The sequence below is a fragment of the Streptococcus cuniculi genome, assembly GCF_001921845.1.
GTDB lineage: Bacteria > Bacillota > Bacilli > Lactobacillales > Streptococcaceae > Streptococcus > Streptococcus cuniculi.
Genome location: NZ_MSJM01000004.1, coordinates 244,158 through 267,768 on the forward strand (window position 1 = coordinate 244,158; position 23,611 = coordinate 267,768).

General features: G+C 44.3%; 21 protein-coding genes and 1 riboswitch. Of the genes, 7 read left to right on the top strand and 14 right to left on the bottom strand.

The annotated features are described in order from the left end of the window. Positions 1 to 15 precede the first annotated feature (15 nt). A complete protein-coding gene (locus BU202_RS05905; protein WP_075104864.1) occupies positions 16 to 402 on the bottom strand; it encodes a YwiB family protein in 387 nt (128 codons plus the stop codon). After that, positions 399 to 1,292: a sulfite exporter TauE/SafE family protein gene (locus BU202_RS05910; RefSeq protein WP_075104865.1), complete on the bottom strand. Its 894-nt coding sequence runs from the start codon at positions 1,290 to 1,292 to the stop codon at positions 399 to 401. Before BU202_RS05910 ends, BU202_RS05905 begins: the two co-directional genes overlap by 4 nt. Before the next feature lie 323 nt (positions 1,293 to 1,615). Between BU202_RS05910 and BU202_RS05915 the strand changes: the two genes are divergently transcribed. Further along, a complete protein-coding gene (locus BU202_RS05915) occupies positions 1,616 to 2,929 on the top strand; it encodes an HD domain-containing protein (protein WP_075104866.1) in 1,314 nt (437 codons plus the stop codon). Next, the gene (gene yidA / locus BU202_RS05920; protein ID WP_075104867.1) at positions 2,919 to 3,725 is read left to right on the top strand and encodes a sugar-phosphatase; all 807 of its coding nucleotides are present in this window, start codon (positions 2,919 to 2,921) and stop codon (positions 3,723 to 3,725) included. The genes BU202_RS05915 and yidA overlap by 11 nt, the downstream gene beginning before the upstream one ends. Before the next feature lie 226 nt (positions 3,726 to 3,951). On the opposite strand, the gene BU202_RS05925 is transcribed toward yidA, so the two are convergent. From BU202_RS05925 to BU202_RS05975, 11 genes are all read right to left on the bottom strand, one after another. After that, entirely contained in the window at positions 3,952 to 6,885 is a 2,934-nt protein-coding gene (locus BU202_RS05925; RefSeq protein WP_075104868.1) for a GBS Bsp-like repeat-containing protein, read from the bottom strand. A gap of 76 nt (positions 6,886 to 6,961) precedes the next feature. Next, positions 6,962 to 7,714, bottom strand: a complete 753-nt coding sequence (tpiA, locus tag BU202_RS05930) for a triose-phosphate isomerase (RefSeq protein WP_075104869.1) — start codon at positions 7,712 to 7,714, stop codon at positions 6,962 to 6,964. A gap of 369 nt (positions 7,715 to 8,083) precedes the next feature. Next, a complete protein-coding gene (gene tuf, locus BU202_RS05935; RefSeq protein WP_067089207.1) occupies positions 8,084 to 9,280 on the bottom strand; it encodes an elongation factor Tu in 1,197 nt (398 codons plus the stop codon). A 123-nt stretch (positions 9,281 to 9,403) separates the two neighbouring features. Next, on the bottom strand, positions 9,404 to 10,366 hold the full coding sequence (locus tag BU202_RS05940; RefSeq protein WP_075104870.1) for an anti sigma factor C-terminal domain-containing protein: 963 nt from the start codon (positions 10,364 to 10,366) through the stop codon (positions 9,404 to 9,406). After that, the gene (locus BU202_RS05945) at positions 10,353 to 10,823 is read right to left on the bottom strand and encodes an RNA polymerase sigma factor (RefSeq protein ID WP_075104871.1); all 471 of its coding nucleotides are present in this window, start codon (positions 10,821 to 10,823) and stop codon (positions 10,353 to 10,355) included. The genes BU202_RS05940 and BU202_RS05945 overlap by 14 nt, the downstream gene beginning before the upstream one ends. A gap of 146 nt (positions 10,824 to 10,969) precedes the next feature. Next, complete coding sequence (locus BU202_RS05950; protein WP_083605760.1) at positions 10,970 to 12,049, bottom strand: anti sigma factor C-terminal domain-containing protein; 1,080 nt, start codon at positions 12,047 to 12,049, stop codon at positions 10,970 to 10,972. Beyond that, on the bottom strand, positions 12,030 to 12,527 hold the full coding sequence (locus BU202_RS05955; protein WP_279626016.1) for an RNA polymerase sigma factor: 498 nt from the start codon (positions 12,525 to 12,527) through the stop codon (positions 12,030 to 12,032). Before BU202_RS05955 ends, BU202_RS05950 begins: the two co-directional genes overlap by 20 nt. Before the next feature lie 516 nt (positions 12,528 to 13,043). Further along, entirely contained in the window at positions 13,044 to 15,740 is a 2,697-nt protein-coding gene (ppc, locus tag BU202_RS05960) for a phosphoenolpyruvate carboxylase (protein WP_075104873.1), read from the bottom strand. A 36-nt stretch (positions 15,741 to 15,776) separates the two neighbouring features. After that, complete coding sequence (gene ftsW / locus BU202_RS05965) at positions 15,777 to 16,997, bottom strand: cell division peptidoglycan polymerase FtsW (protein WP_075104874.1); 1,221 nt, start codon at positions 16,995 to 16,997, stop codon at positions 15,777 to 15,779. A gap of 350 nt (positions 16,998 to 17,347) precedes the next feature. Continuing rightward, positions 17,348 to 17,719 carry a DUF4430 domain-containing protein gene (locus BU202_RS05970; protein ID WP_075104875.1) on the bottom strand — a complete coding sequence of 124 codons (372 nt, stop codon included), beginning with the start codon at positions 17,717 to 17,719 and terminating at the stop codon, positions 17,348 to 17,350. Next, positions 17,700 to 18,269, bottom strand: a complete 570-nt coding sequence (locus BU202_RS05975) for a hypothetical protein (protein WP_244149025.1) — start codon at positions 18,267 to 18,269, stop codon at positions 17,700 to 17,702. Before BU202_RS05975 ends, BU202_RS05970 begins: the two co-directional genes overlap by 20 nt. A 67-nt stretch (positions 18,270 to 18,336) precedes the next feature. Between BU202_RS05975 and BU202_RS05980 the strand changes: the two genes are divergently transcribed. The 5 genes from BU202_RS05980 to lysS all read left to right on the top strand — a co-directional run bounded on the left by BU202_RS05980 (position 18,337) and on the right by lysS (position 22,946). After that, on the top strand, positions 18,337 to 19,182 hold the full coding sequence (locus BU202_RS05980) for a glycoside hydrolase family 25 protein (RefSeq protein WP_075104876.1): 846 nt from the start codon (positions 18,337 to 18,339) through the stop codon (positions 19,180 to 19,182). 26 nt (positions 19,183 to 19,208) lie between these two features. Further along, positions 19,209 to 19,304, top strand: a riboswitch (TPP riboswitch). Between the two features lie 64 nt (positions 19,305 to 19,368). Next, positions 19,369 to 19,926 carry an energy-coupled thiamine transporter ThiT gene (gene thiT, locus BU202_RS05985; protein WP_075104877.1) on the top strand — a complete coding sequence of 186 codons (558 nt, stop codon included), beginning with the start codon at positions 19,369 to 19,371 and terminating at the stop codon, positions 19,924 to 19,926. Positions 19,927 to 20,019: 93 nt separating this feature from the next. Next, positions 20,020 to 20,865, top strand: a complete 846-nt coding sequence (locus tag BU202_RS05990; protein ID WP_075104878.1) for a DUF368 domain-containing protein — start codon at positions 20,020 to 20,022, stop codon at positions 20,863 to 20,865. After that, on the top strand, positions 20,862 to 21,338 hold the full coding sequence (locus tag BU202_RS05995) for an aminoacyl-tRNA deacylase (RefSeq protein ID WP_075104879.1): 477 nt from the start codon (positions 20,862 to 20,864) through the stop codon (positions 21,336 to 21,338). The genes BU202_RS05990 and BU202_RS05995 overlap by 4 nt, the downstream gene beginning before the upstream one ends. 117 nt (positions 21,339 to 21,455) lie before the next feature. Continuing rightward, a complete protein-coding gene (gene lysS / locus BU202_RS06000) occupies positions 21,456 to 22,946 on the top strand; it encodes a lysine--tRNA ligase (protein WP_075104880.1) in 1,491 nt (496 codons plus the stop codon). A 219-nt stretch (positions 22,947 to 23,165) separates the two neighbouring features. Here lysS and BU202_RS06005 read toward each other — a convergent pair whose 3' ends face one another. Continuing rightward, positions 23,166 to 23,591 carry a hypothetical protein gene (locus tag BU202_RS06005; RefSeq protein WP_075104881.1) on the bottom strand — a complete coding sequence of 142 codons (426 nt, stop codon included), beginning with the start codon at positions 23,589 to 23,591 and terminating at the stop codon, positions 23,166 to 23,168. Positions 23,592 to 23,611 lie beyond the last annotated feature (20 nt).

A 23,611-nucleotide genomic window follows, 5' to 3' on the forward strand; every position in this document is an offset into this window, starting at 1 on the left:
TGCAAGGATTTTTTCCTAGAAAATACCCCATCTAATCTTTAAATGATACCGAGCCAGGTCTTGCCCAGTCTGTGGGATTTGGAGAGCATAGCCTACCGTGATTTGGTTTTCTCTTTTCTCGTAACGGTCTGTCACTACATGAAGAATCTGAATGCCGACTGGCGTTGCAATTTGCGTCACTGTTGTTTCTTGGTTGATAAAGTGCATGACGGACTTGGGCTTGGAAAAGCGGGTCATGGTGCAGTCCGTATCGGTGATTTTCAAGACCACGCGCTCTTTCTCGTCATTTTGATAGGTTAAATAGAGAAAACCGCCCTTTTCAACGGCCTCCACATCACGGATTTCCTCTACTACCTCCATTTCACCGTCAAGGTCAATTTCGTTTTGAATGATAATCTTCATTTTTTCTCCTTTATCTGTGATACAAATGAGGAACGCAGCAAGGTCAAGCCTGTATAAGAAGCGATGAAGACCACGAGGATTTTCAGGTTATTGACATCTAAACTACTCAAAAACTTAGCGGCTGTCAACACTCCAAAAACTCCTCCGACAATAATCCCTAGCACACCAGACCAATTGACCCGACCTGATTGGATGAATTGCTTGGCACCTGCAGTCATAATCATGGCAGCATTTAGCATCATAACAGGAAGAGCGATGGCTGGACTGATGCCCATCAGTGAAAAGAAAATCAGCTCTGGTGCATAATTGCCCAAGCCCATACTCATCAGCATCCCCACGATAAAGTCAAAGATTACGCCAACTAGCAATTTCCAGCCTGACAAGCCACGAACATCCGTCGTCAGGTCAGCCCCTGGGTTGGTCACCATGCGATAGACCATAAAAAGAGCCGCGATGATGAGCAAGACGCCCAAAATTCGTTGCACCTTTTGGGTATTCCAATGCTGGGTCACGCGTGCACCAACAAAAGCTCCCGAAAAAGCTGCCGTTGCCATGGCCACCAAGGTCAGCAAGTCCACTTGGACAATGGTGATAAAGAGCAGGGCTTCTACCAAGACGGGAATGATATGGGCCGTCGTCATGGTCGCTGGAATCTTTCTATCGTCCTCCACCAACTTGGTCGCCTTAAACAAGGTTGTGGTCGTCGCAAAGGTCCCAATCCCTAAGGTATCCAGCAAATCGGTAAGAAAGCCAATCCCAAACCCTGTCCAAAAGCGCTCTTTCAGGGAAATCTGATGCTTCTTCGCATAAGAAAAGATCGTCCACGCGATCCACAAAATCAGCCCGATCAAGAGGGCCTGAATAAGGTGTAAAATCATCTGTTCTGTCATACTCTTATTATAATATGAAACCTCTTTTTCGTAAACAAGTTTTGACGTGAAATCAGCAAATAGTTCACAGGCCCTGTTGTAAAATGAAGTGCAACAAAAAGACATGTTCGTCTGTTATACTAGAATTCCCCAACTCAGTATAGAAAGAAGCGAACATGTCCACCTATCATTCTACCACAAAATCTTCATATACACACCTTTCCACTTTCGAAAGAGGCCCTATTGTCAAGTCAAGTGCAACGATTTCGTAGTTGTACTAGAGTTGACAACAGGGCAAATAGCTCACAAAAGCACAATCGCTCTTTTTTTGATATAATGAAAGAATGAGTGAAAAAGTATTTCGTGACCCTGTTCATAATTATATTCATGTAGATCATGAACTCATCTACAACTTAATCAATACCAAAGAATTTCAACGACTACGCCGCATCAAACAGCTAGGAACCACCTCCTATACCTTTCATGGTGGTGAGCATAGTCGCTTTTCGCATTGCCTCGGGGCTTATGAAATCGCGCGGCAAATCGTGTCCACATTTGACACCAAATATCCAGAAACTTGGGATACCAACGATTCGCTCTTGACCATGGTCGCAGCGCTCCTACACGATGTCGGGCACGGAGCGTACTCCCATACCTTCGAGCGGCTCTTTGACACGGACCACGAGGAGATGACCTGCCAGATTATCACCAGTAACGGCACGGAAATCAACAGCTTATTACGGCAGATTGCGCCTGATTTCCCTGAGAAGGTGGCAAGTGTCATCCGTCACACCTATCCCAATAAACAGGTGGTGCAACTGATTTCCAGCCAGATTGATGTCGACCGTATGGACTACCTGCTCCGTGATTCCTACTTTACAGGAACTAATTATGGACAGTTTGATTTGACACGGATTTTGCGGGTCATTCGCCCGACAGAAAACGGCATTGCCTTTAAAGAGTCGGGCATGCATGCGGTGGAAGATTATGTCCTCAGTCGCTATCAAATGTACATGCAGGTTTATTTCCACCCTGCTAGTCGTTCCATGGAAGTCTTGCTCCAAAACCTCCTCAAACGAGCAAAGGTACTGTATCAAGACCAGCAGGCCTTCTTTGAAACGTCTTCACCTCGCTTGCTTCCTTTCTTTGAACAATCCTTTACGCTAGAGGACTATTTGGCCTTAGACGATGGCGTCATGAATACCTATTTCCAGTCTTGGATCGCTGGACCAGATAAGATTTTATCAGACCTAGCCCAGCGCTACATCAACCGCAAGGTCTTCAAATCCATCACCTTTGATACACAGACAGAAGCCCATCTTTCAGTCTTAGAAGCCATTGTCAATCAAGTCGGCTTTGAGCCTAGCTACTACACGGCGATTCATCATAATTTTGACTTGCCCTATGATATTTACAGACCAAATGCCAAGAAAAAACGGACGCAGATTGAGATGGTCAGAAAGGACGGTAGCCTGATTGAACTATCCCAGCTCTCTCCGATTGTTCATTCTCTGGCAGGGACAGTTCACGGCGACAGCCGCTTCTATTTTCCTAAGGAAATGCTCAAGGAAACAGGTATTTTTGCCCAGCAGAGTGCGACGTTTCTAAGCTATATTCACAACGATCAATTTATTTATGGAGAACACGATGAGTATTAAACTTGTAGCCATTGACATCGATGGTACCCTACTAAACAGCCAACATCAAATTACCCCAGAAGTCTATCAAGCCATTCAAGATGCCAAAAAAGCAGGCGTGAAAATCGTCATTGCAACAGGACGTCCGATTTCTGGTGTCAAGCGCATTTTAAGTGAATTAAATCTCCTAGACGAGGGAGACTATGTCATTACCTTTAACGGTGGACTGGTTCAAGAAACAGCGACCGGAAAGGATGTTGTGAAAGAGGGCTTGAGCTATGCTGACTACCTGGAATGGGAATACTTGTCACGCAAGCTAGATATCCCTATGCACGCTAGCCTAAAAGATGGCATGTATACTGCCAATCGCAACATCGGAAAATACACCGTCTATGAAGCGCAACTGGTGGATTCCCCCGTCTTTTACCGAACACCAGAAGAAATGGCAGACAAGGACATTATCAAGATCATGTTGGTGGATGAGGCTGAAAAGCTGGATGCTGCTCTTCCACAGATTCCAAGCGCCATGACCGAACGCTTCAATGTCGCAAAATCAGCACCATTCTATCTAGAAGTTACACCTAAAACAGTCAATAAAGGCCAAGCTATCAAACAACTAAGCGCCTTACTAGGATTGACCATGGACCAAACCATGGCCATCGGTGACCAAGAAAATGACCGTTCCATGCTAGAAGTTGTAGGAACAGCAGTCGTTATGGAAAATGGCAGTGCTGAACTCAAAAAAATCGCGACCCATATCACCAAGTCAAACGATGAACACGGGGTTGCACACGCTATTAGAGAATGGGTATTGTAGTCTTTTGAATGAACTTTGATACATGGTCACTTTCGACTTGCCATACTCATATTCAATGAAAATCATAGACCAATAAAAGGAGTGGAACAATCGTGCTATAGAAGCCTCGATTGTCCACTCCTTTGGCTATTGATTCTGTCAGCTACACTATAAAAATGAAGGAGGTTGGGTACTATCGTCCCAACCTCCTTTTCTTCTGCTCACGATTTCGTACTATCAGTAACAATCAATCTGTAAAGCGACCGGTGTAGTCGATATTCACATCAAAGAGATGTCGGCCTGGTAGTAACTGAGCTGCTGATGTATACTGCCAAGCTGCTGCACCGGCATGTAAGCCCATTGTTTTCGCTTGGTCAAAGGTCATCGTTTTATAAGGATATTGTGCTACCCAGAAATTTCCAATTCCAAATTGGCCTGTCTGAATCGGCCCAGCATACCCCAAGGTATTCACATCAATCCAACTAGCACCTGCATAGTGGACTAAATTTTGATAGCCCAGACGACGCATCTCTGCTTCCCAATCTTTCATATTGGCATTGATATTCTTACGAGTTTTGTACTCTTCAATGTCATTAACCATGACCGTACTTTTCGCAAGACCTAATTGAGCTGCAAAGGCTGTGAAATAACGTGCTTCTGCTTGAGCTGATGAACGATCTGTAAAGTGCGAATAATGGTAGACAGATACTTTTAGACCTGCCGCTTTGGCATTCTTGATTTGATCCTGAGCGTAAGGGTTTTGATAGCTGGTACCTTCTGTCAGTTTGACAACAACACCAGATATACCCTGTTCTAAGAGTTTGCGGTAATCTGCCACAGACAAAGAACCATTATGGCTACTTACATCCACAAAGGCCTTAGGGGAGCGACTACTAACATTCAAATGCGTCTTTGTTCCACTCACCCTGTAACGCTTTCCTTGGCTCAAAATATAGAGTTCTGCGTGATAGACACCTGATTCAAACTGATGATTTCTTGCATGAACCTTTACCTTATATGAACCATTTGCTTGCTGATTAGCCTTATACCAGATAATATCATTTTGACCATTTATATCAGCCCAAACAGGAACATAGACAGCATCCACACTGGTAGAGGCACGAAGATTAGAGATATGAACCTCAAAACTATCATCCAAATGATTCATTTTTTGAATCGCTATATCTGCTCGTGCTACTACATCTTTTATACTGACCGTTGTTCGAGTGGTGCCAGCCCCTACTCTTATTCCATCTGTATACTGAACATGCCAGTGGACATGATAAAGACCTTGATCATAGCCATGATTGCCCGGATCAATTGATACTGCATAACTTCCATCTTTTTTCTTGGTAGCCTCATACCAACGAAGGTCATCTCGTCCCTTTTTAGCAGACCAAACAGGTATGAGAATACGTTGAATTTTTTGGGGACTTCTCAGATTGGAAATTAATACATCAAAACGGCCATTTGCCCTATTTTGATTGTGAATTTCAATCTTCCCACTTGGTTTAGTTGGTAGTGGAAGTTCCGTCCGAATCGTACCAATACCCTCCTGACTACCATCTTTATAGCGATAGTAATAATGCACATGATAGCTGCCTGTTTCGTAGTGGTGCAGGCGGTTATCAATTCGGATGTGATAAGTCCCGTCCGATTGTCGTTCGGCTTCATACCAACGCAAATCATCTTGACCACCTTTACTGGTCCAGACAGGAACACGTACTCCCTGAACCTCCTGAGAGGCACGAATATCACGGATCAACACATCAAAGGTCCCGTCATTTTCATTGATGTGCTGAATTTCAATCTTCCCACTTGGTCTAGTCGGCACTGGAAGTTCCGTCCGAATCGTACCAATACCCTCCTGACTACCATCTTTATAACGATAGTAATAATGCACATGATAGCTGCCTGTTTCGTAGTGGTGCAGGCGGTTATCAATTCGGATGTGATAAGCCCCGTCCGATTGTCGTTCGGCTTCATACCAACGCAAATCATCTTGACCACCTTTACCGGTCCAGACAGGAACACGTACTCCCTGAACCTCCTGAGAGGCACGAATATCACGGATCAACACATCAAAGGTCCCGTCATTTTCATTGATGTGCTGAATTTCAATCTTCCCACTTGGTCTAGTCGGCACTGGAAGTTCCGTCCGAATCGTACCAATACCCTCCTGACTACCATCTTTATAACGATAGTAATAATGCACATGATAGCTGCCTGTTTCGTAGTGGTGCAGGCGGTTATCAATTCGGATGTGATAAGCCCCGTCCGATTGTCGTTCGGCTTCATACCAACGCAAATCATCTTGACCACCTTTACCGGTCCAGACAGGAACACGTACTCCCTGAACCTCCTGAGAGGCACGAATATCACGGATCAACACATCAAAGGTCCCGTCATTTTCATTGATGTGCTGAATTTCAATCTTCCCACTAGACTTTATTTCTACTGCTTCAGTTGGCTCTTGTCTAAGTTCATGAGGCAATTCCTTAGAAGCTACGGGTATCCTAGACTCTGTTAAAGACGAGGAAGCTTCGCTTTTCACCTTTGGCTGCCTTTTACGGGTAGCAGGGGCATTCCGAAACACACCGTCCGTTTGAGTGGAACTACTTGGAGTAGTAGAGGATGGACTCGTGCTCTGCGAGCTCGAGCTACTCAAACCAGGCTCTACCCTAGAAGCACTCGCAAGGCTACTGCTGCTGGATGACACATCATCTGCGCTTGTTGCAGGAGACGATGAACTCGTCGAACTTGTTGGCGGAGTAAGAGTCCATTGAAATGGATAAGGTTCCAAGTTTTCAATCTGTCCCTCTTTGTTTCTTACTTCGACTTGAAGATAAAAGGTGTCTGCTGTTACAGGAAAAGCATCTCGCACGAGAACTGCCTCATAGTCTCCATTCTCAGTTTTCTCAAATGAGGAAATGGTTACTTGGTCACTCTTATCCTCTTTTGTCCACAAAGTCCCAACAGAAGGCTCATAGTCATCTGGTAACTGAGACACGATAGCCTTAACCTTGCCATCTTCTGCCACCACTTGTAGATTTCCTACAGAGGCTTCGTGACTCACTTGCGTCAGTGGCTGTAATGGTGTAATCAGACTATCTGCGGTCACAGGGCTCATCCAACAAGCCAGTACCACCCCTGATAGGCATACAAGAGATTTTAGTTTCATGTTTTCTCCTATGTTGCAATAAAAACTTCTAGCTAAATGTTAGAAGTTTTTATCGTCTATTATCTATTCTTTGGTCTTAAAACTCAAGCAAAGCAAGGAAACTTGCTGGTTCAAGTGATGCTCCACCTACAAGTGCTCCATCCACATCTGGACAAGCCATGTATTCTGCTACGTTTTCTGGTTTTACAGAACCACCGTATTGAACACGCACTTTATCTGCCACTTCTTGACCGAAGTCTGCTGCAACAACGTCACGAACTGCTTTACACATTTTTTGTGCATCGTCTTGAGTCGCTGACTTACCAGTACCGATTGCCCAGATTGGCTCATAAGCAAGAACCAATGAAGCGACTTGCTCTGCAGACAAACCTTTAAGAGCTGCAGATACTTGCGCACCTACGAATTCTTCAGCTTTACCAGCTTCGTAAGTTTCAAGAGATTCTCCACAGCAGATGATTGGAGTCATACCATTTTTGAAAATTGCATGTGCTTTTTTGTTGATGTCTTCGTCTGTTTCATGGAAGTAATCGCGACGTTCTGAATGACCGATGATGACATAATCCACTTCAAGTGCTGCAAGTGTTGCAGGGCTGTTTTCCCCAGTAAATGCACCAAAGTCTTCAAAATAGCAGTTTTGTGCTGCCACTTTCAAGTCAGAGTTGCGAACACCTTTTTTCATTCCTTCAATGAAAAGAGCTGGTGAGCCGATAACAGTCTCCACACGGTCATTTGAAGGGATTTTTGTTTTCACCGCTTCGATAAATGCACGCGCTTCTGCTGCTGTTTTGTTCATTTTCCAGTTTCCTGCGATAATTGGTTTCCGTGACATTTCACATACCTCTTCTAAATTTATTTTCAATGTATATTCTATCACAAATGAGCAAAGAAAGAAAGTATTGATAGATAAAAAACATGTTCTACACATGACAAAAAGCATACAGCTTCTTGCCGATACATGTTTTATTGGGAAAAACGAGGTGACAGGACAAAAAGAAACCCACTGGGCGTACTCGCTTTCGTGTTTTTAAGCTCGTGAAAAAACAGCCCACTGGGCGTACTCGCTTTCGTGTTTTTAAGCTCGTGAAAAAACAGCCCACTGGGCGTACTCGCTTTCGTGTTTTTAAGCTCGTGAAAAAACAGCCCAGTGGGCTGTTTTTTTTGTCTGTTTATAATTGTTATTTCTGGGAACGTAATCGAATTATGCTTCGATTTCTGTAACCATACCTGAACCAACAGTACGTCCACCTTCACGGATAGAGAAAGTAGTACCTTGTTCAACGGCGATTGGGTGGATCAATTCAACGTCGATAGTTACGTTATCACCAGGCATTACCATTTCAGTACCTGCTGGCAATTTGATTGAACCAGTTACGTCAGTTGTACGGAAGTAGAACTGTGGACGGTAGTTGTCGAAGAATGGAGTGTGACGTCCACCTTCTTCTTTAGTAAGGATGTAAACTTCACCTTTGAATTTAGTGTGTGGGTTGATTGAACCTGGTTTAGCGATAACTTGTCCACGTTCGATTTCGTCACGTTGTACACCACGAAGAAGGACACCAACGTTGTCTCCTGCAAGACCTTCGTCCAATTGTTTACGGAACATTTCGACACCAGTAACAACTGCTTTAGAAGTTTCTTCTTTGATACCAACGATTTCGATTTCGTCGTTGACACGAACAGTACCACGGTCGATACGTCCTGATGCAACAGTACCACGTCCAGTGATTGAGAATACGTCCTCGACTGGAAGAAGCAATGGTTTGTCAGTATCGCGTTCTGGTTCTGGAATGTACTCATCAACAGTGTTCATCAAGTCCATGATGATGTCTTCAAATGCTGAATCACCTTCAAGAGCTTTAAGAGCTGAACCTTGGATAACTGGAAGGTCATCACCTGGGAAATCGTATTCTGAAAGAAGGTCACGGATTTCCATTTCAACCAACTCAAGCAATTCTTCATCGTCAACCAAGTCAACTTTGTTCATGAAGACGATCAAGTGTTTAACACCAACCTGACGTGAAAGAAGGATGTGCTCACGAGTTTGTGGCATTGGTCCGTCAGTTGAAGCTACTACAAGGATAGCTCCGTCCATTTGAGCGGCACCAGTGATCATGTTTTTAACGTAGTCCGCGTGTCCTGGAGCGTCGATGTGCGCATAGTGACGTTTTTCAGTTTCGTACTCAACGTGTGCAGTGTTGATGGTGATTCCGCGTTCGCGCTCTTCTGGAGCAGCATCGATAGAAGCGTAATCTTTTGGTTGGTTAACTGATGAAGGCAAGCGACGTGCCAATACAGTTGTGATAGCTGCAGTCAAAGTAGTTTTACCGTGGTCAACGTGTCCAATTGTACCAATGTTAACGTGTGGTTTACTACGATCGTATTTTTCTTTTGCCATTTTGGTAAAAGCCTCCAATAAAATATATTTTATAGATAGACAGTAGGCAATACAGTCTAACTTTACCTTACTATTCTATCAAATTGTAGCAGAAATGCAAGTATTTTCTATCTTTTTTATGATTTATTCCACATCGAGCTGATAATAAGGCTGATTCGGGATAGACGCACCAATGCTTGAGGCGAAAATCCAATCTTGATTTTCTAGCTGGGCAAAGTTCTCTGCCTTGCCTGTTAGGATGACGCCGCCAAAGGTTGCTTTTCCGACTTTCCCCTTGGAAGCAAGGTGCGCTTTCACATCTTCTGCTAGCCCCCCTTGTCCCATCTCTTTATATTCTTTACTGTGGCTAAATTCTTCTAATAATTCATAAAATTCCTGATAGGATGGATCAGGCCATTGTCTCCTTGGTGCCCAACCAAATAGATGGCTGATAGCCTTATGCGCTGTATTTTCAGTGCTCACACTACCAATCCAGTACCAGTTTACCTTGAGATTTTTCGGAAGTTTTTCTTTTAGTTCTGCTAAGGTGTACTGCTTGTCAAAGCTGATGGCTACCTCTACCAACTGCCCCTTCATCTGATCTAGGTAAGGCAATTCTTGAGCAGGTTTTCGGATAACATCTTTTGAACCGTAGCTGGCTTTAGGGTTGAAAAACAAGGCTGCCTTTTGGTGACTTTTATAACTATAGGCCATCTCGGTACTATCTTGCTCCACAGACGATGGCAGTACAAAAGTTGCTAGAAAATCATGATTCCATTTCATGGCCGAAAAATCTGTTTCAATCTCTTCATACTTAACGGAGATACCATCTATATCTTTGATTAGGTTCGCTTCATAATGCCCACCGAGATTATGAGCGAATGTGACGCGAACATTGTCTTGTTGCATATTCGGAAAAGCAATGGTTGTCCGCTGGTAATAGTAATCATCTAGCTGTTGATGCTGCTTTGTGGCCAGAAATGACAAGCCTATCCAGATGAGAAACCCCACCACCACAGCGAGTAGAACTGTTCCAAGACTAATGAACAGGGTCCGTTTTTTCCATTCTTTTTTCGTTTTCTTAGCTAATAGTTCAAATGTTTCCATGGTGGTATCCTTTCTGTTTAAGAGCCTTTTTTAGTTTTTGACGACTGCGATGAAGACTGACCTTGACCTTGCTGACGGAATAAGAAAGAAGCTCTGCTATTTCACCAATGGAAAAACCTTGGAAATAAAAGAGGTCCAAGAGGAGAGCGTCCTGTGGCGGGAGTCTTTCTACTTCTTCTAGCAAAAAGTCATACTCGGTGGTCTCAAAGGGGGAAAGTTCTTGGGTCTTGAAAAATTCTTGCCGAAAAATGTCCATATAACGCCTGTCCCTGCGGTACTTGTCGATGTAACGTCGTATAGCAGAGCGGTACATGAAGGCTCGGATTTTCTCACCGGGTATGGCCGCTGGCATTTCAAGGAGTTTGACAAAAATGTCCTGTACAACATCTTCTGCCTGCTCTTTTGTCACACCTGATTTCATCAGATAAGCGATGACGTCCGTAGCAAACCCAATCAAGACTTTTTCATACTCATCTAGTTTGATAATCCTTCCCTCCCTTCTTCACTAATAAAACGAAACGAGACCCGTAAAAGTTACAGGTCTCATTATATTTTATCACATTTATAAAAACGCTATCTAAATCCTTGTCAGTTTGGAAAGATTCATGGAGTGCTCAACTGATGATAGGGCTTAATTTCCACGTCCTGCCCGATGTTGGACGCAAAAATCCAACTGGCTTTTTCAAGGGAAGCAAAATCCTCTGCCCTTCCTGTCAAAATGACACCTGCAAACTTGGCTGTTTTTCCGTCTGGATTCTTTTCCAGATATTCTTCCACATCCTTGGTCAGGTCGAACTCTTCTCCAGCCCGATCTGTGCTGGTATAACGAAGCCAGTTTTTTGATAGGGCCTCTTGAAGATGGGCTTGAAAGAAGGTATAGCTATTGCGAAAGCCTTGACTGGGGGTCAGCTCAGCCAGTTTCTTTTGATAGGCTTCATTGACTTTTTTGGATTCTTCTGCAGAACGTTGTTCAGGCTTCTTCTGCTGTTTCATCTCCTCATAAGTCTCTGGCTCCGTCAAGTTGGGCTGAAAACCAATCTGGGCATCCAGTTTTAAACGGCGGGTATCATGGAGAGTCTCCGTTCCAATCCAGTACCATTTGATTTTTAAGTTATCAGGAATCAGGGTTTGAATCTCGTCAAACGTATAGGGTTTATCAAAGGTCACCGCCATTTCAACCGCACGATTGGGCATTTGAGACAAAGCCGTGATATCCTGCGTGAGCACTTCCCCCATTTGATGATAATTGCGATGGATATTGTAAAACATTGGAACCTTGTAGCTACTACCGTATGTGTAGCTGGCCTTTTCGTCCGAGGCGAGATAGACATTCAAGGCTTGGCGTGCCTCATAGCCCTGTGAGAGGCCGTAAACTCCTTGAAAATCTTCAAAAGGAACGGTGATTCCTGCAATATCCTTGACCTGATCGGCATAATAAGTCCCTGTAAATTCAGAATCTGCAATAAAAGACCAATTGATATAGCTGACATTAGGATAACTAATCTCCATCATGGTTTGGTGACACTCTCGCAGTTCATTGGCATGGCGGGCAGTCAGCCAGGCTAACCCCTTACATGTCATCATCGTAAGACCCAAACAGGTCAAAAGCGAAATTCCAATCGTCTTGAGCAGGTTTCTCCGCTTGCTTTTCTTGGTTACCACTTCAAAAGTCTTCATAGTCATATCCTTTCTCCTTTAGCAATCTTGCTAGCTGCTTGCGACCACGGTAGAGGTTGATTTTCACCAAACTTTGGCTAATGCCCAGCACCTGGGCCACCTCCTTGGTCGTCATTTCTTGAAAATAGTAGCAATCAATCACGAGCTGGTACTTGGTCGGTAGGGCAAGAACAGCTTCATGCAAGGGACTGTAATCCTTTGTATCGTACTTGAGCAGGGCCTCCTTGTGGAAAAATTCCTGCTGGACAAGATCATGATAGCGCTTGTCCCGTCGATAGCGATCAATGTAAGCCCGAATAGCCGAGCGATAGAGCCAGGCTCGTAGTTTCTCGAAGGGAAGAACGATGTCTGTTTCGAGAATCTTGACCAAGACATCCTGCGCAATATCATCACTATCTGCCCGACTGGCACCCGACTTTTGCAGATAGTAGGAAATCTCCGTTGCGATGCGCATTACTTCTGTTTCATAGTCATCAAAGTTAATCTTTCTCCCCTCCTTTCACTAATATAGTCTTTTGAATGAACTTTGATACATCGTCACTTTCGACTTGCCGTACTCCAGTACTGTCTGCGTCTCAGTTCCTTGTCTGAAAGTTAATTCATTTGACTATAGAACGAATGAACTTGCTCTTGGTTACAAGTCTAGCATAAAAAAGACAAAAAAATCGGCAGAAACCGATTTTTAAGATTGAAAAACGTTCTTTTATGATACTTTTCTTAGGTGGTGCGGACGGTAGCGACTTCCTGCGGAGTAAAATAATCCAGTGGATTATTTTAGCCCGAGCCCAGAAACAAAGGAGCGAGGATAATCGATTTCTACGAAATCACGATTGAGTCCCACTCCCGACTTTTACCACAGCGAAAAGTATCTGATGGGGCTCGCTCCGCTCGCGAAAATCAACAAATCGAATGTCCAGTTAGCAGATTTTTTAAACTTGTTTAAATAGATTTTGGGGTTGTCTACGTTCTGAAAAATCGGCAGAAACCGATTTTTTCTATTTTATCCTGAATTCCGCAAGCCTGTTGCAACACCGTTGATGGTAATGTGAATCAGACTTTCTTGGTCTGGGCTCAATTCACCACGGCGCAGGCGGTTAATCAATTCAATCTGGATATAGTTCAAGACGTTGAAATACGGCATGCGGTAGGCAAGACTGGATTTCAAGGACGGTAATTCTGCCAGCAATTCGTCATTTTGCTCAATTTCAAGAATGGTATTTTTGGTCAATTGCCACTCGTCTAAAATGGTGTAAAAGACCGAACGCACTTCTTCATCTTCACACATTTTCGCGTATTCAAAGGCGATGTTCATATTGGACTTAGAGAGAACCATGTCGACATTTGATAAGAGCGAACGGAAGAAAGGCCAGTTTTCATACATGGTTTGCAATTTGGCTAGGTTTTCTGGAGCCTTATCTATAAAGCGTTTGAAGCTCGAGCCGACCCCGTACCAGCCTGGTAGCATGATTCGGTTTTGGGACCATGAGAATACCCACGGAATGGCACGCAGGCCACCGATTTCCGTAATGGTCTTCCGTGCTGCTGGCCGAGAGCCAATGTTGAGGCTTGACACCTCGCGAATCGGACTTGCTGCAAAGAAGTAATCATAGAAATGCGGATTGCCAAAGACCAAATCGCGGTAGATATGGTAGCTATCTTCGACAATGTCATTCATCACCTCACGGTAGCCACCGATTTCATTTGTATCCACAATCATCTGGGTCACCATACGATCCAAGGTCGCAGATACTAGCATCTCAAGGTTGTAGTAAGCAGCATCTTTATTTCCGTATTTGTTCCAAATCACTTCTCCTTGCTCGGTCAAGCGGATACGGTCTTTAATAGAACCAAACGGTTGAGAGGTAATGGCGTCGTAAGACGGACCGCCACCACGACCAACTGTTCCACCACGTCCATGGAAGAAGGTAATTTTCACCCCGTATTCCTGACCGATTTGGGTCAATTCATTCTGGGCCTTGTAGAGAGTCCAACCAGATGACAAATAGCCACCGTCTTTATTAGAATCCGAATAGCCTAACATGATTTCTTGGTAGTTGTTGTTACCTGCAATCCAAGACTTGGCAACGTCTAGCTGCAAGTAATTGCGCATCGTGGTAGGGGCATTGTCCAAATCTTCAATCGTCTCAAAGAGTGGCACAATCTGCACACGCGCACGTTCCGCATCAACCAAGCCGACTTCTTTTAGAAGCAAGGCCAATTCCAAGAGGTCAGAGACGTGTTCGGAGTGGGAAATGATATGCTGCTTGATGACTTCCTCACCCAGCTTGTCTTTCAATTCACGGGCTGCTGCAAAAATCGCCAATTCTTTTTCCAACTGCTCGGATTTTGGAATATGGGTTGCAGACAAGATGCGGGGATCTTCCACTAATTCTTTGAGGAGAACCTGACATTTTTCCTCTTCTGACAGGCTACTGTAATCTTCCACGATTTTCGCAGAAGCTAGTAACTCCGCCACACTTGCTTCGTGGACGCTCGAATCTTGACGCATATCGATACTTGCCAAGTAAAAACCAAAGGCTTCAATCGCTTCTAACAACTCGGTCAAGTCTCCCTTTAGGAGAGCTGCCCCTTTGTTTTCTTCCAAGGATTCTTTAATCGCAATGATATCCGCCTTAAACTCACGGACATTGGCATAGCGCTCATCGTTTTTCTGGTCGTGAATCAGATAATCGCGGGTATTGGCCAATTTCATCTGGATGTAATGAAAGGCACGGCGATAAGGCTCATGCTCACGGTAGACAGACGCATCTGCCGATAAATCTGCCAAGGCCTGAACAGCAGGGCTGACAGCGACAATCTTGGTAGACAGTGAAAAATTGCGGTAGAGTTTTTCCAGCTGCTCATGGTAGTAATTCATGATGACCTCGCACTGGGTCAGCGCTGATAATTTCAAGGTTTCAGCCGTCACGAATGGATTGCCGTCACGGTCTCCCCCAATCCACATGCCCATGGTAATCGGGCGCGGATTGACCAGCTCAATTCCCCGATCAGCGGCAAGATTCTTGTATTCCCGCTGCAATTTGGTCACAGCTTTAATGAAGGCGCTATTGTAGTAGTCCATGACATTGGTGATTTCATTGGTCACCTTGAGCTTCTTCTCCCGAATCATCTCGGTCTGCATGATGATTTCCACATAGCAGCGCAATTCATCCAACCACTTGGTCCGGTTCATGAGACCTAGCTTCACGTCACGGTAGCGACGGAGCAATTCGTGGATATGCTTAGTCAAATCAAGCATGGACTGGCGCTGCACCTGAGTCGGGTGAGCCGTTAAGACGGGCACCACATTGAGATTTTCTAGGATTTCAGCGGCATCTTCACGCTCTGCCACCACATCAATTGTCGTTGAAATTTTTCCGAGGTAATCCTGACCTAGGTTGTTTTGGTGGTTGATTTCATAGGCCAAATCGACATCTTCTGAAATGTTAATCAAGAGTGGTAAGACCGCGAAATAGCGGGCAATCACTTCCAGTTCATCGTTGGTCAATTGGCTGATAATGTCCATTAGCTGGCTGTAGTCATCCTGCTTTGAGAGGTTTCCAAGTTCGATAATCTTATCAAAGGTTTCCTCAGACATAATCTGACGGGCTACATCTTGCAAGATATTCGTCAGAATGCCGACTTCTTCTTGGATGGTTTCCTTGTTGGTGTAGTTTTCTAATTTTTGAATCGCCATATCTTCCTTTTCTCCTACCTATTTTTCCTAGTCTTTCTAAACCATTGTTCGTTCAATCTCTTCTTGAATCAACTCGCGTTTTTCACTGGCATCGATATTCAGCACAAAGGCTATTCCAATAGAAATGATGAGCAAGCTATTTCCCCCTTGAGAAATAAAGGGAAAGGTGACGCCTGTCGCTGGAATCAAGCCAGCAATTCCACCGATATTGACAAAGGTCTGAACGAGCAACATCCCAGCTACGCCAAAAGACATCATAGCATTGAAAGGACTTCTCGCTCGAATCCCTACGACGATAATGCGCAACATCAAGAAGAACAAAAGCCCCAAAATCAAACTTGCGCCAAAAAATCCCAATTCTTCAATGACAATCGAAAAGGCAAAATCCGTATGGGCTTCTGGTAGATAACCATTTTTTTCAATCGAATTGCCCAAGCCTAAGCCAAACCAGCCACCGTTGCTCATGGCATAGTAAGAATTGGTCAACTGCAAACCTGATTCTGTCGCATTTTCAAAGGGATTGAAATAGGCCGCAAAACGTCTCGCAATATAACCAAAGAGCGGAATTTTCGCCACCACCTCAACACCAAGCACTCGAATAGAGCCAAGGAGCAGGGCAGAGACTGAAACAAGCCCAATCAGCGCTGTTGAAAACCAGCGATAGCCGATTCCACTACTCGTAATCATAATCATCATAATCAAGGCAACAATCACTGCATTTCCCAAGTCGGGAAGCGAAGCGACTAGACCTAGAGACAGTAGACTCACCACCCGCCAATCATTTAGCTTATCGGGAATCCAGCGTCCCTTGGTCAGAGCCTGATAGTCATATTTGTGAATGTCACCTTGAATCTTAGCAAACTGGTGAGCTAGATACCAAATAATCAGCAATTTCAGGTACTCAGCTGGCTGCAAACCGATAATTCCCTTAGGTCCCAAACGAATCCAGCCGTGGGCGCCGTTGACCGCCTCAAAAAAATGGGAGATGACCAGTAAAAATCCGTTAACAATCAACGTAACATAGATTAAACCTGGCCTGCGCAAAAAGCTCAATTTCATGCGGTAAATGATCGCAATTGCAATCAAGCTAAGTACCCAATAGCCAGCCTGACTGAGCAAGAGTTGAAAAGGATTCCTTCCATTTTGAACCTGCAAGGCACTAGTCGTTGAGTAAATCATAATCAACCCAACGACTGATAAAATTAAATATGGAATTAAAATCGAATAGTTCAGCAAATGCTGTTTATCAATCTTCATCTATTCTCCTAAGCATCTTCTAGAGTATTGCTCTCATTATACCATATTTCGCTACTAAATACGGAAAAATCTGACAATTTTAGGGAAAAGCGTTTCCAAGATGTAGCAGTCCCCTTCGCAAACAAAAATGGGAGTGGGACTCAATCGTGATTTCGTAGAAATCGATTATCCTCACTCCTTTATTTCTAGGCTCGGGTATCAACAGTCACTCCCCTGACTGTCTTCGCTTTCTAGTTTCCGAGCTCAGGTATTAACAGTCCACTGGACTGTTAATATATACGTCAAACTGCTCAAATTATAAAAATAATGAGGTTGGGTACTTATGTCCCAACCCCATTCTCTTCTTCTATTTACTGGAAGGTTTGCAGGTAGAAGGCAATTGTATCACCCTCTGAAACGTGCATTTCCTTGGCACCTTTTGGAGCTAATTCGTCATTGACATCATACATCCAATAGGTGTTTTTTTCTGGATTCTGGCTGACCTCATCAATAGAGGTAACTAGGCCATCTTTTTCTTCAACTTTGTGGTGGTCTTCTAAAATATCCATCACCGAGTCATCTTTTTCAAATGTCACCTTTTCCTCAACGACCTTATTGTCTGGGAAAGTCACTTTCAAGGTTGCTGTATAGGTTGGCTCTGCTTGTGAAGCAGATTGCGGTTGGCAAGCTACTAAAAAGAGACCTGCGATAACTGTTACGACGCTAAGCATCCATTTTTTCATAAGGGTAATATCTCCTAAATATAGAATAAATAATAGGGTAGAATAAAACAGTTGAAACACTGTGTAGCACGTCAAACGATAGGCCGTTTAGCCAATAGAGAATCGGATTTGTCCCGAATTGCCAAGCAGTCGGAAGGCTAATCGAAAAACCATAGAGGAATAAAATTACTCCTGCAAGGATACTTTGTAATTCAATCCCCAACTTCCCCTTTAAAATAAAGGGAGTCACAAGGATACGCCACAAGAGCATGACGACTGCAAAACTTGCAATCTGCCAAAAAACGACTAGGCCAAATCCAAATATAAGACTACTTCCTAACATTGTCAAGGCCATGACCCAGAGACTGTCGCCAAGGGGTAAAAAGCAAAGACTGACTAGAAAGATAGCCGAAATCGGCTTGATATTTGGTAGGGCTCCAAATGCAGCACGAAGCGCAATGGATAGAGCTGCTAAGATGACAATCTGGCTGATTCGTCTCGTTGACATGATACATGGTACTCTCTCTTTTATTTCCTCTTCTAGGGTAACGGATTCTCTGCCTGCTGTCAAGATAAATTCTTCTGCTTTCAGCTTATTTTTTTTGATTTTTCCCTCCATTTAGGATAGAATAAGAGCAATGAGAAAGAAAATACATCCTATCCTTGTTGCCTTGTTTTTCCTCTGTTTTACAGGGATTATTCTTACGACAAAAGCAAGGCATCAAGAACAAGAAAAAGACAAGCAAGAAGTCGTTCAACCAACAGATGAAAGCACGTCGACTAAGCCGAGTTACCATGCCAGCACCGTTCATATCACCAATGCGCTGGACATGAAACCGATCATCGATGTCTCTGGCTGGCAACGCCCATCTGATATTGACTACGACACCCTTTCCGCCAACATATCTGGTGCTATTATTCGTGTACAGAGTGGTTCGCATACCCGAAAGGATAACAACGCATCTGACGAAAAGGGCATTGACAAGCACTATCAGACCCATATCAAGGAATTTCAAGCACGTGGTATTCCCGTTGCGGTCTATGCCTATGTCACTGGAACGAGCATCGAATCCATGAAAAAGGAGGCCAAAACCTTCTACGAAGCCTCCTACAAGTTCAAGCCGACCTACTACTGGCTCGATGTCGAAGACAAGACCATGGAGGACATGAATGCCGGTGTCGAAGCCTTCCGCCAAGAATTGGAAGACCTCGGGGTGAAAAATATTGGAATCTACATCGGGACCTACTTTATGGAAGAACATCAGATTTCCGTAAATAAGTTTACCGCCCTCTGGATTCCGACCTATGGCACCAACTCGGGCTACTACAATGCCGCGCCAAATACAAATTTAGATTATGACCTGCATCAATACACATCTGTAGGTTATCTCAACGGCTTTGCCCACCATTTGGACCTCAATTTGATTACGACTCTCAAAGATCCAAATCAAGTTTATCAAAAGTTGTTTACAAACCCTCAATAACATGCTATACTAACTATAATTAAATATCTATCACAAAGGAGTGCTTCGGCTGAGATCGCATCTGCGAAATCCTCGAACCTGATCTAGTTAACACTAGCGTAGGGATTGTGTTTGAAACATACTGGTTTTTACTCGTATTATCAAAGACCAAGGCTCCTTTTGTGAAATAAAAAGGAGTTTTTCTTTATGTCCAAAAATCTCACCGCCCTCGTCGAAGTCGCTCTCTTTGCTGCCCTTGCTATGGTTCTGTCCTTTATTCCTGACTTCATAGGCTGGTTCAATCCATCCTTTGGTGCCATTCCTCTGGTGCTGATTTCCCTGCGTAGAGGCGCAAAGTATGGCCTATTAGCTGGTCTAGTCTGGGGATTGCTGCACTTCGCCCTCGGCAAGGTCTACTATCTCTCCTTCTCCCAAGTCTTGCTCGAATATATCCTGGCCTTTCTTGCAATGGGGCTTGCAGGCTATTTCGCACCCAGCTTTCAAAAGGCTCTGAAGGCCAAAGAACAGCTAACGGCCGTTAAACAGGCCTTTCTCGCTGCTAGTCTGGCTGTATTCGTCCGTTACCTCATTCACTATATCGCAGGCGTCATCTTTTGGGGCAGCTACGCTCCTGAAGGAATGTCGGCTTATTGGTATTCTTTTACTGTCAATGGAACAGCAGGCGGTTTGACCCTCTTTGTCGTCCTACTTGTCCTAGGCATCTTGATCCCTACCAGCCCACGTTTTTTCTTGCCTAATCGCTAGGCACACAATTTCCTAAAATATGGTATAATAGAATCGTTTTGAACGTTTTTCGTTTCCGTTCGATTGATTATACCTATTTTTATGGAGGAAACTATGTCATCTTGGATTGCAAGAATCATTAAAGGAATGATTATCGCCCTTGGCTTTATCTTGCCTGGAGTATCAGGCGGGGTCTTGGCAGCGATTTTAGGAATTTATGAGCGGATGATTCGCTTTCTCGCGCATATCCGTGAGAATTTCATCGAAAATGTGCTCTTTTTCATTCCTGTAGGAATCGGTGGTATTTTAGGAATTGCCCTCTTTTCTTACCCTGTTGAATATCTGTTAGCCCACTATCAAGTCATCGTCCTCTGGGGATTTGCAGGTGCTATTGTGGGAACCATTCCTAGCCTCGTTAAGGAATCCACTCAACAGACTGAACGAGATAGGGTAGACCTCGCTTGGTTGGTTGGCACTTTCGTCATTTCTGGCCTCATCCTCTACTTCCTCAATGACCTCGTTGGTACTCTACCTGCTGGCTTTGCTAGCTTTGTCCTAGCGGGAGCCTTGATTGCCTTGGGGATTCTAGTGCCGGGTCTTAGCCCGTCCAACCTGCTCCTCATCTTGGGTATTTACACCCCTATGCTCAATGGCTTTAAATCCCTTGACTTGCTTGGAACCTTTTTGCCGATTGCCCTCGGTGGTGTCCTTGCCATGCTGGCCTTTTCAAAAGCCATGGACTTTGCGCTCAAACACTACCATTCCCGTGTCTACCACTTCATCATCGGTATCGTCCTATCTAGCACCCTTTTAATCCTGATTCCACAGGCTGGAAATGAAGAATCCATCTCCTACGCTGGTGCAGGACTAAACACTTGGCTGCTCGCCATTCTCCTATTTTCACTAGGCATTTGGCTAGGCCTATGGATGAGCAAACTGGAGGAGAAATACAAGTCATGAGTAAGAAAAAGAAAATCAAGAAAACCTTGGTGGACCAAATCTTAGACAAGGCAGGTATTGCTCATGACAGCCTTGAAATCAACGCTCTTGAAGGGAAACTGCTAGACGATGTCGCAGAACATCAGATTTACAAGACCCTAGCCTTGACTGGTGATAAGACGGGACCTGTCATCGGAATTGTGCCGATTACCGAGCACCTGTCCGAAAAAGCCCTGGCCAAGATTTCAGGCAATAAAAAAGTCAGCATGATTCCGCAGAAAGACTTGGAAAAGACGACTGGCTATGTCCACGGGGCTAATAACCCTGTCGGCATTCGCCAGAAACATGCCTTTCCCATCTACATTGACCAATCTGCCTTGGAATTGGGGCAGATGATTGTCTCTGCTGGAGAAATCGGGCGCTCCATCCGCATCGATAGCCAAGCCTTGGCAGATTTTGTAGGAGCCAGCTTTGCCGATTTGACGGTTAAATGAGCATGGACCGATTGCCATAAAATCGTATATTTATCAGAAAAATTAGCTATCCTAGCTGATTTTTTTTTGCTTTTATGCTAGAATAAGTGAGATAGACTTTGGAGGAATGAAACGACTATGTCAAATGAACATTTTGAAGAATTAAATGACCAGCAACTGGTGCGCCGTGAAAAAATGGCTGCCCTAAGTGAAAAAGGGATTGACCCCTTTGGAAAACGCTTCGAACGCACTGCCAACTCCGCAGAATTAAAGGCACAATACGAAGATAAGAGTAAAGAAGACTTGGCTGAATTAGGCGCTACTGCGGTGATTGCAGGTCGGATGATGACCAAGCGTGGAAAAGGAAAGGCTGGCTTTGCCCACATTCAAGACCGCGAAGGCCAAATCCAAATCTACGTCCGCAAGGATGATGTCGGCGAAGAAAACTACGAACTCTTCAACAAGGCTGACCTCGGAGACTTTATCGGAGTTGAGGGAGATGTCATGCGGACCAACATGGGCGAATTGTCCATTCATGCCCGCAAATTGACCCACTTGTCAAAAGCCCTTCGCCCGCTACCAGAAAAATTCCACGGTTTAACAGATACCGAAACCATTTACCGCAAACGCTACTTGGACTTGATTTCAAACCGTGAGAGCTTCGAGCGCTTTGTCACTCGTAGCAAAATTATATCAGAAATCCGCCGTTACTTGGACGGACTTGGTTTCTTGGAAGTAGAAACACCTGTTCTTCACAATGAAGCAGGGGGAGCTGCTGCCCGTCCATTTATCACCCACCACAATGCCCAAAACATCGATATGGTCTTGCGGATTGCGACCGAATTGCACTTGAAACGCCTCATTGTCGGCGGTATGGAGCGTGTCTATGAAATCGGACGAATCTTCCGTAACGAGGGAATGGACGCCACTCACAATCCAGAATTTACATCGATTGAGGTGTATCAGGCCTACGCAGACTACCTTGACATCATGGACTTGACCGAGGGAATTATCCAACACACGGCAAAAGCTGTTGTCGGAGACGGTCCTGTGACCTACCAAGGAACGGACATCAATATCCACCTGCCATTCAAGCGTGTCCACATGGTAGATGCCATCAAGGAACAAACAGGGGTGGATTTCTGGCAAGATATGACCTTTGAAGAAGCAAAAGCTGTCGCGAGCGAGCACAAGGTTCCTGTAGAAAAACACTACACAGAAGTTGGCCAAATCATCAATGCCTTCTTTGAGGAATTTGTAGAAGATACGCTAATCCAGCCAACCTTTGTCTATGGACATCCTGTCGCTGTATCACCACTTGCTAAGAAAAATGATACTGACCCACGCTTTACAGATCGTTTCGAGCTCTTTATCATGACCAAAGAGTATGGAAATGCCTTCACCGAGTTGAACGACCCAATCGACCAATTGGAACGCTTCAAGGCTCAAGCCAAGGCAAAAGAATTGGGAGATGACGAAGCAACTGGTATCGACTACGACTATGTAGAAGCCCTTGAATACGGTATGCCACCAACAGGTGGACTCGGTATCGGAATCGACCGCCTCTGCATGTTGCTGACGGATACCACTACGATTCGTGATGTATTACTTTTCCCAACGATGAAATAAACGAAAACTCCAGTAGCATCGGCTACCGGAGTTTTTTAGTGGACATTTGTATCAATAAATCGAAGGAGTGAGATATGGTTGAATTGAATAAAGGTTAGGACATCATTAAGTCGCTTTGATGAATGCCAGTTCTATCTGCAGCTCCTTGCCTTATCCTATTCCTTTCTCAATCCACTATACAATCGCAGTTTCAAAAAAATCGATTGCCTCACTCTTTCATCACCATTTTTCAGGATGGCGAAGCCAATCTAGCTCCTTTTCTGAAACAGGGAGTTTCAAATTGCCGATTAGGGGAATATCTTTCATCAGCAAGTGATGGTCGTTTTCATAGACATACATATCGATGTCGGACCCATCCCTTGTCGTCAGTACAAAATGATAGGCGACCTTGGCATCAGCAGGCATGTCCGCAAAGACTTCTTCTCCCTCAACATTTTCACCAGCTGAACCGACATATTCCCCGAAGGTATCAAGAACTTCCTTATCCTTAGTCTCAAGAATCTTCTTTTCATCCGCATCATAGACACGAATCATTTCAGAATGACCCTTGTCCTTTTTTTCAGCCGTTTCGCCGCTTCTGATGGAGCAGGCTGACAGACCAAGACAGGTCAGGAAAAACAAACAAAGATAAACTAATTTTTTCATGATACCATCCTCCTAACATG

Coding starts and splice junctions, on each gene's coding strand:
- BU202_RS05905 (WP_075104864.1), bottom strand. CDS start 402: ATGAAGATTATCATTCAAAACGAAATTGACCTTGACGGTGAAATGGAG.
- BU202_RS05910 (WP_075104865.1), bottom strand. CDS start 1,292: ATGACAGAACAGATGATTTTACACCTTATTCAGGCCCTCTTGATCGGG.
- BU202_RS05915 (WP_075104866.1), top strand. CDS start 1,616: ATGAGTGAAAAAGTATTTCGTGACCCTGTTCATAATTATATTCATGTA.
- yidA (WP_075104867.1), top strand. CDS start 2,919: ATGAGTATTAAACTTGTAGCCATTGACATCGATGGTACCCTACTAAAC.
- BU202_RS05925 (WP_075104868.1), bottom strand. CDS start 6,885: ATGAAACTAAAATCTCTTGTATGCCTATCAGGGGTGGTACTGGCTTGT.
- tpiA (WP_075104869.1), bottom strand. CDS start 7,714: ATGTCACGGAAACCAATTATCGCAGGAAACTGGAAAATGAACAAAACA.
- tuf (WP_067089207.1), bottom strand. CDS start 9,280: ATGGCAAAAGAAAAATACGATCGTAGTAAACCACACGTTAACATTGGT.
- BU202_RS05940 (WP_075104870.1), bottom strand. CDS start 10,366: ATGGAAACATTTGAACTATTAGCTAAGAAAACGAAAAAAGAATGGAAA.
- BU202_RS05950 (WP_083605760.1), bottom strand. CDS start 12,049: ATGACTATGAAGACTTTTGAAGTGGTAACCAAGAAAAGCAAGCGGAGA.
- ppc (WP_075104873.1), bottom strand. CDS start 15,740: ATGGCGATTCAAAAATTAGAAAACTACACCAACAAGGAAACCATCCAA.
- ftsW (WP_075104874.1), bottom strand. CDS start 16,997: ATGAAGATTGATAAACAGCATTTGCTGAACTATTCGATTTTAATTCCA.
- BU202_RS05970 (WP_075104875.1), bottom strand. CDS start 17,719: ATGAAAAAATGGATGCTTAGCGTCGTAACAGTTATCGCAGGTCTCTTT.
- BU202_RS05980 (WP_075104876.1), top strand. CDS start 18,337: ATGAGAAAGAAAATACATCCTATCCTTGTTGCCTTGTTTTTCCTCTGT.
- thiT (WP_075104877.1), top strand. CDS start 19,369: ATGTCCAAAAATCTCACCGCCCTCGTCGAAGTCGCTCTCTTTGCTGCC.
- BU202_RS05990 (WP_075104878.1), top strand. CDS start 20,020: ATGTCATCTTGGATTGCAAGAATCATTAAAGGAATGATTATCGCCCTT.
- BU202_RS05995 (WP_075104879.1), top strand. CDS start 20,862: ATGAGTAAGAAAAAGAAAATCAAGAAAACCTTGGTGGACCAAATCTTA.
- lysS (WP_075104880.1), top strand. CDS start 21,456: ATGTCAAATGAACATTTTGAAGAATTAAATGACCAGCAACTGGTGCGC.
- BU202_RS06005 (WP_075104881.1), bottom strand. CDS start 23,591: ATGAAAAAATTAGTTTATCTTTGTTTGTTTTTCCTGACCTGTCTTGGT.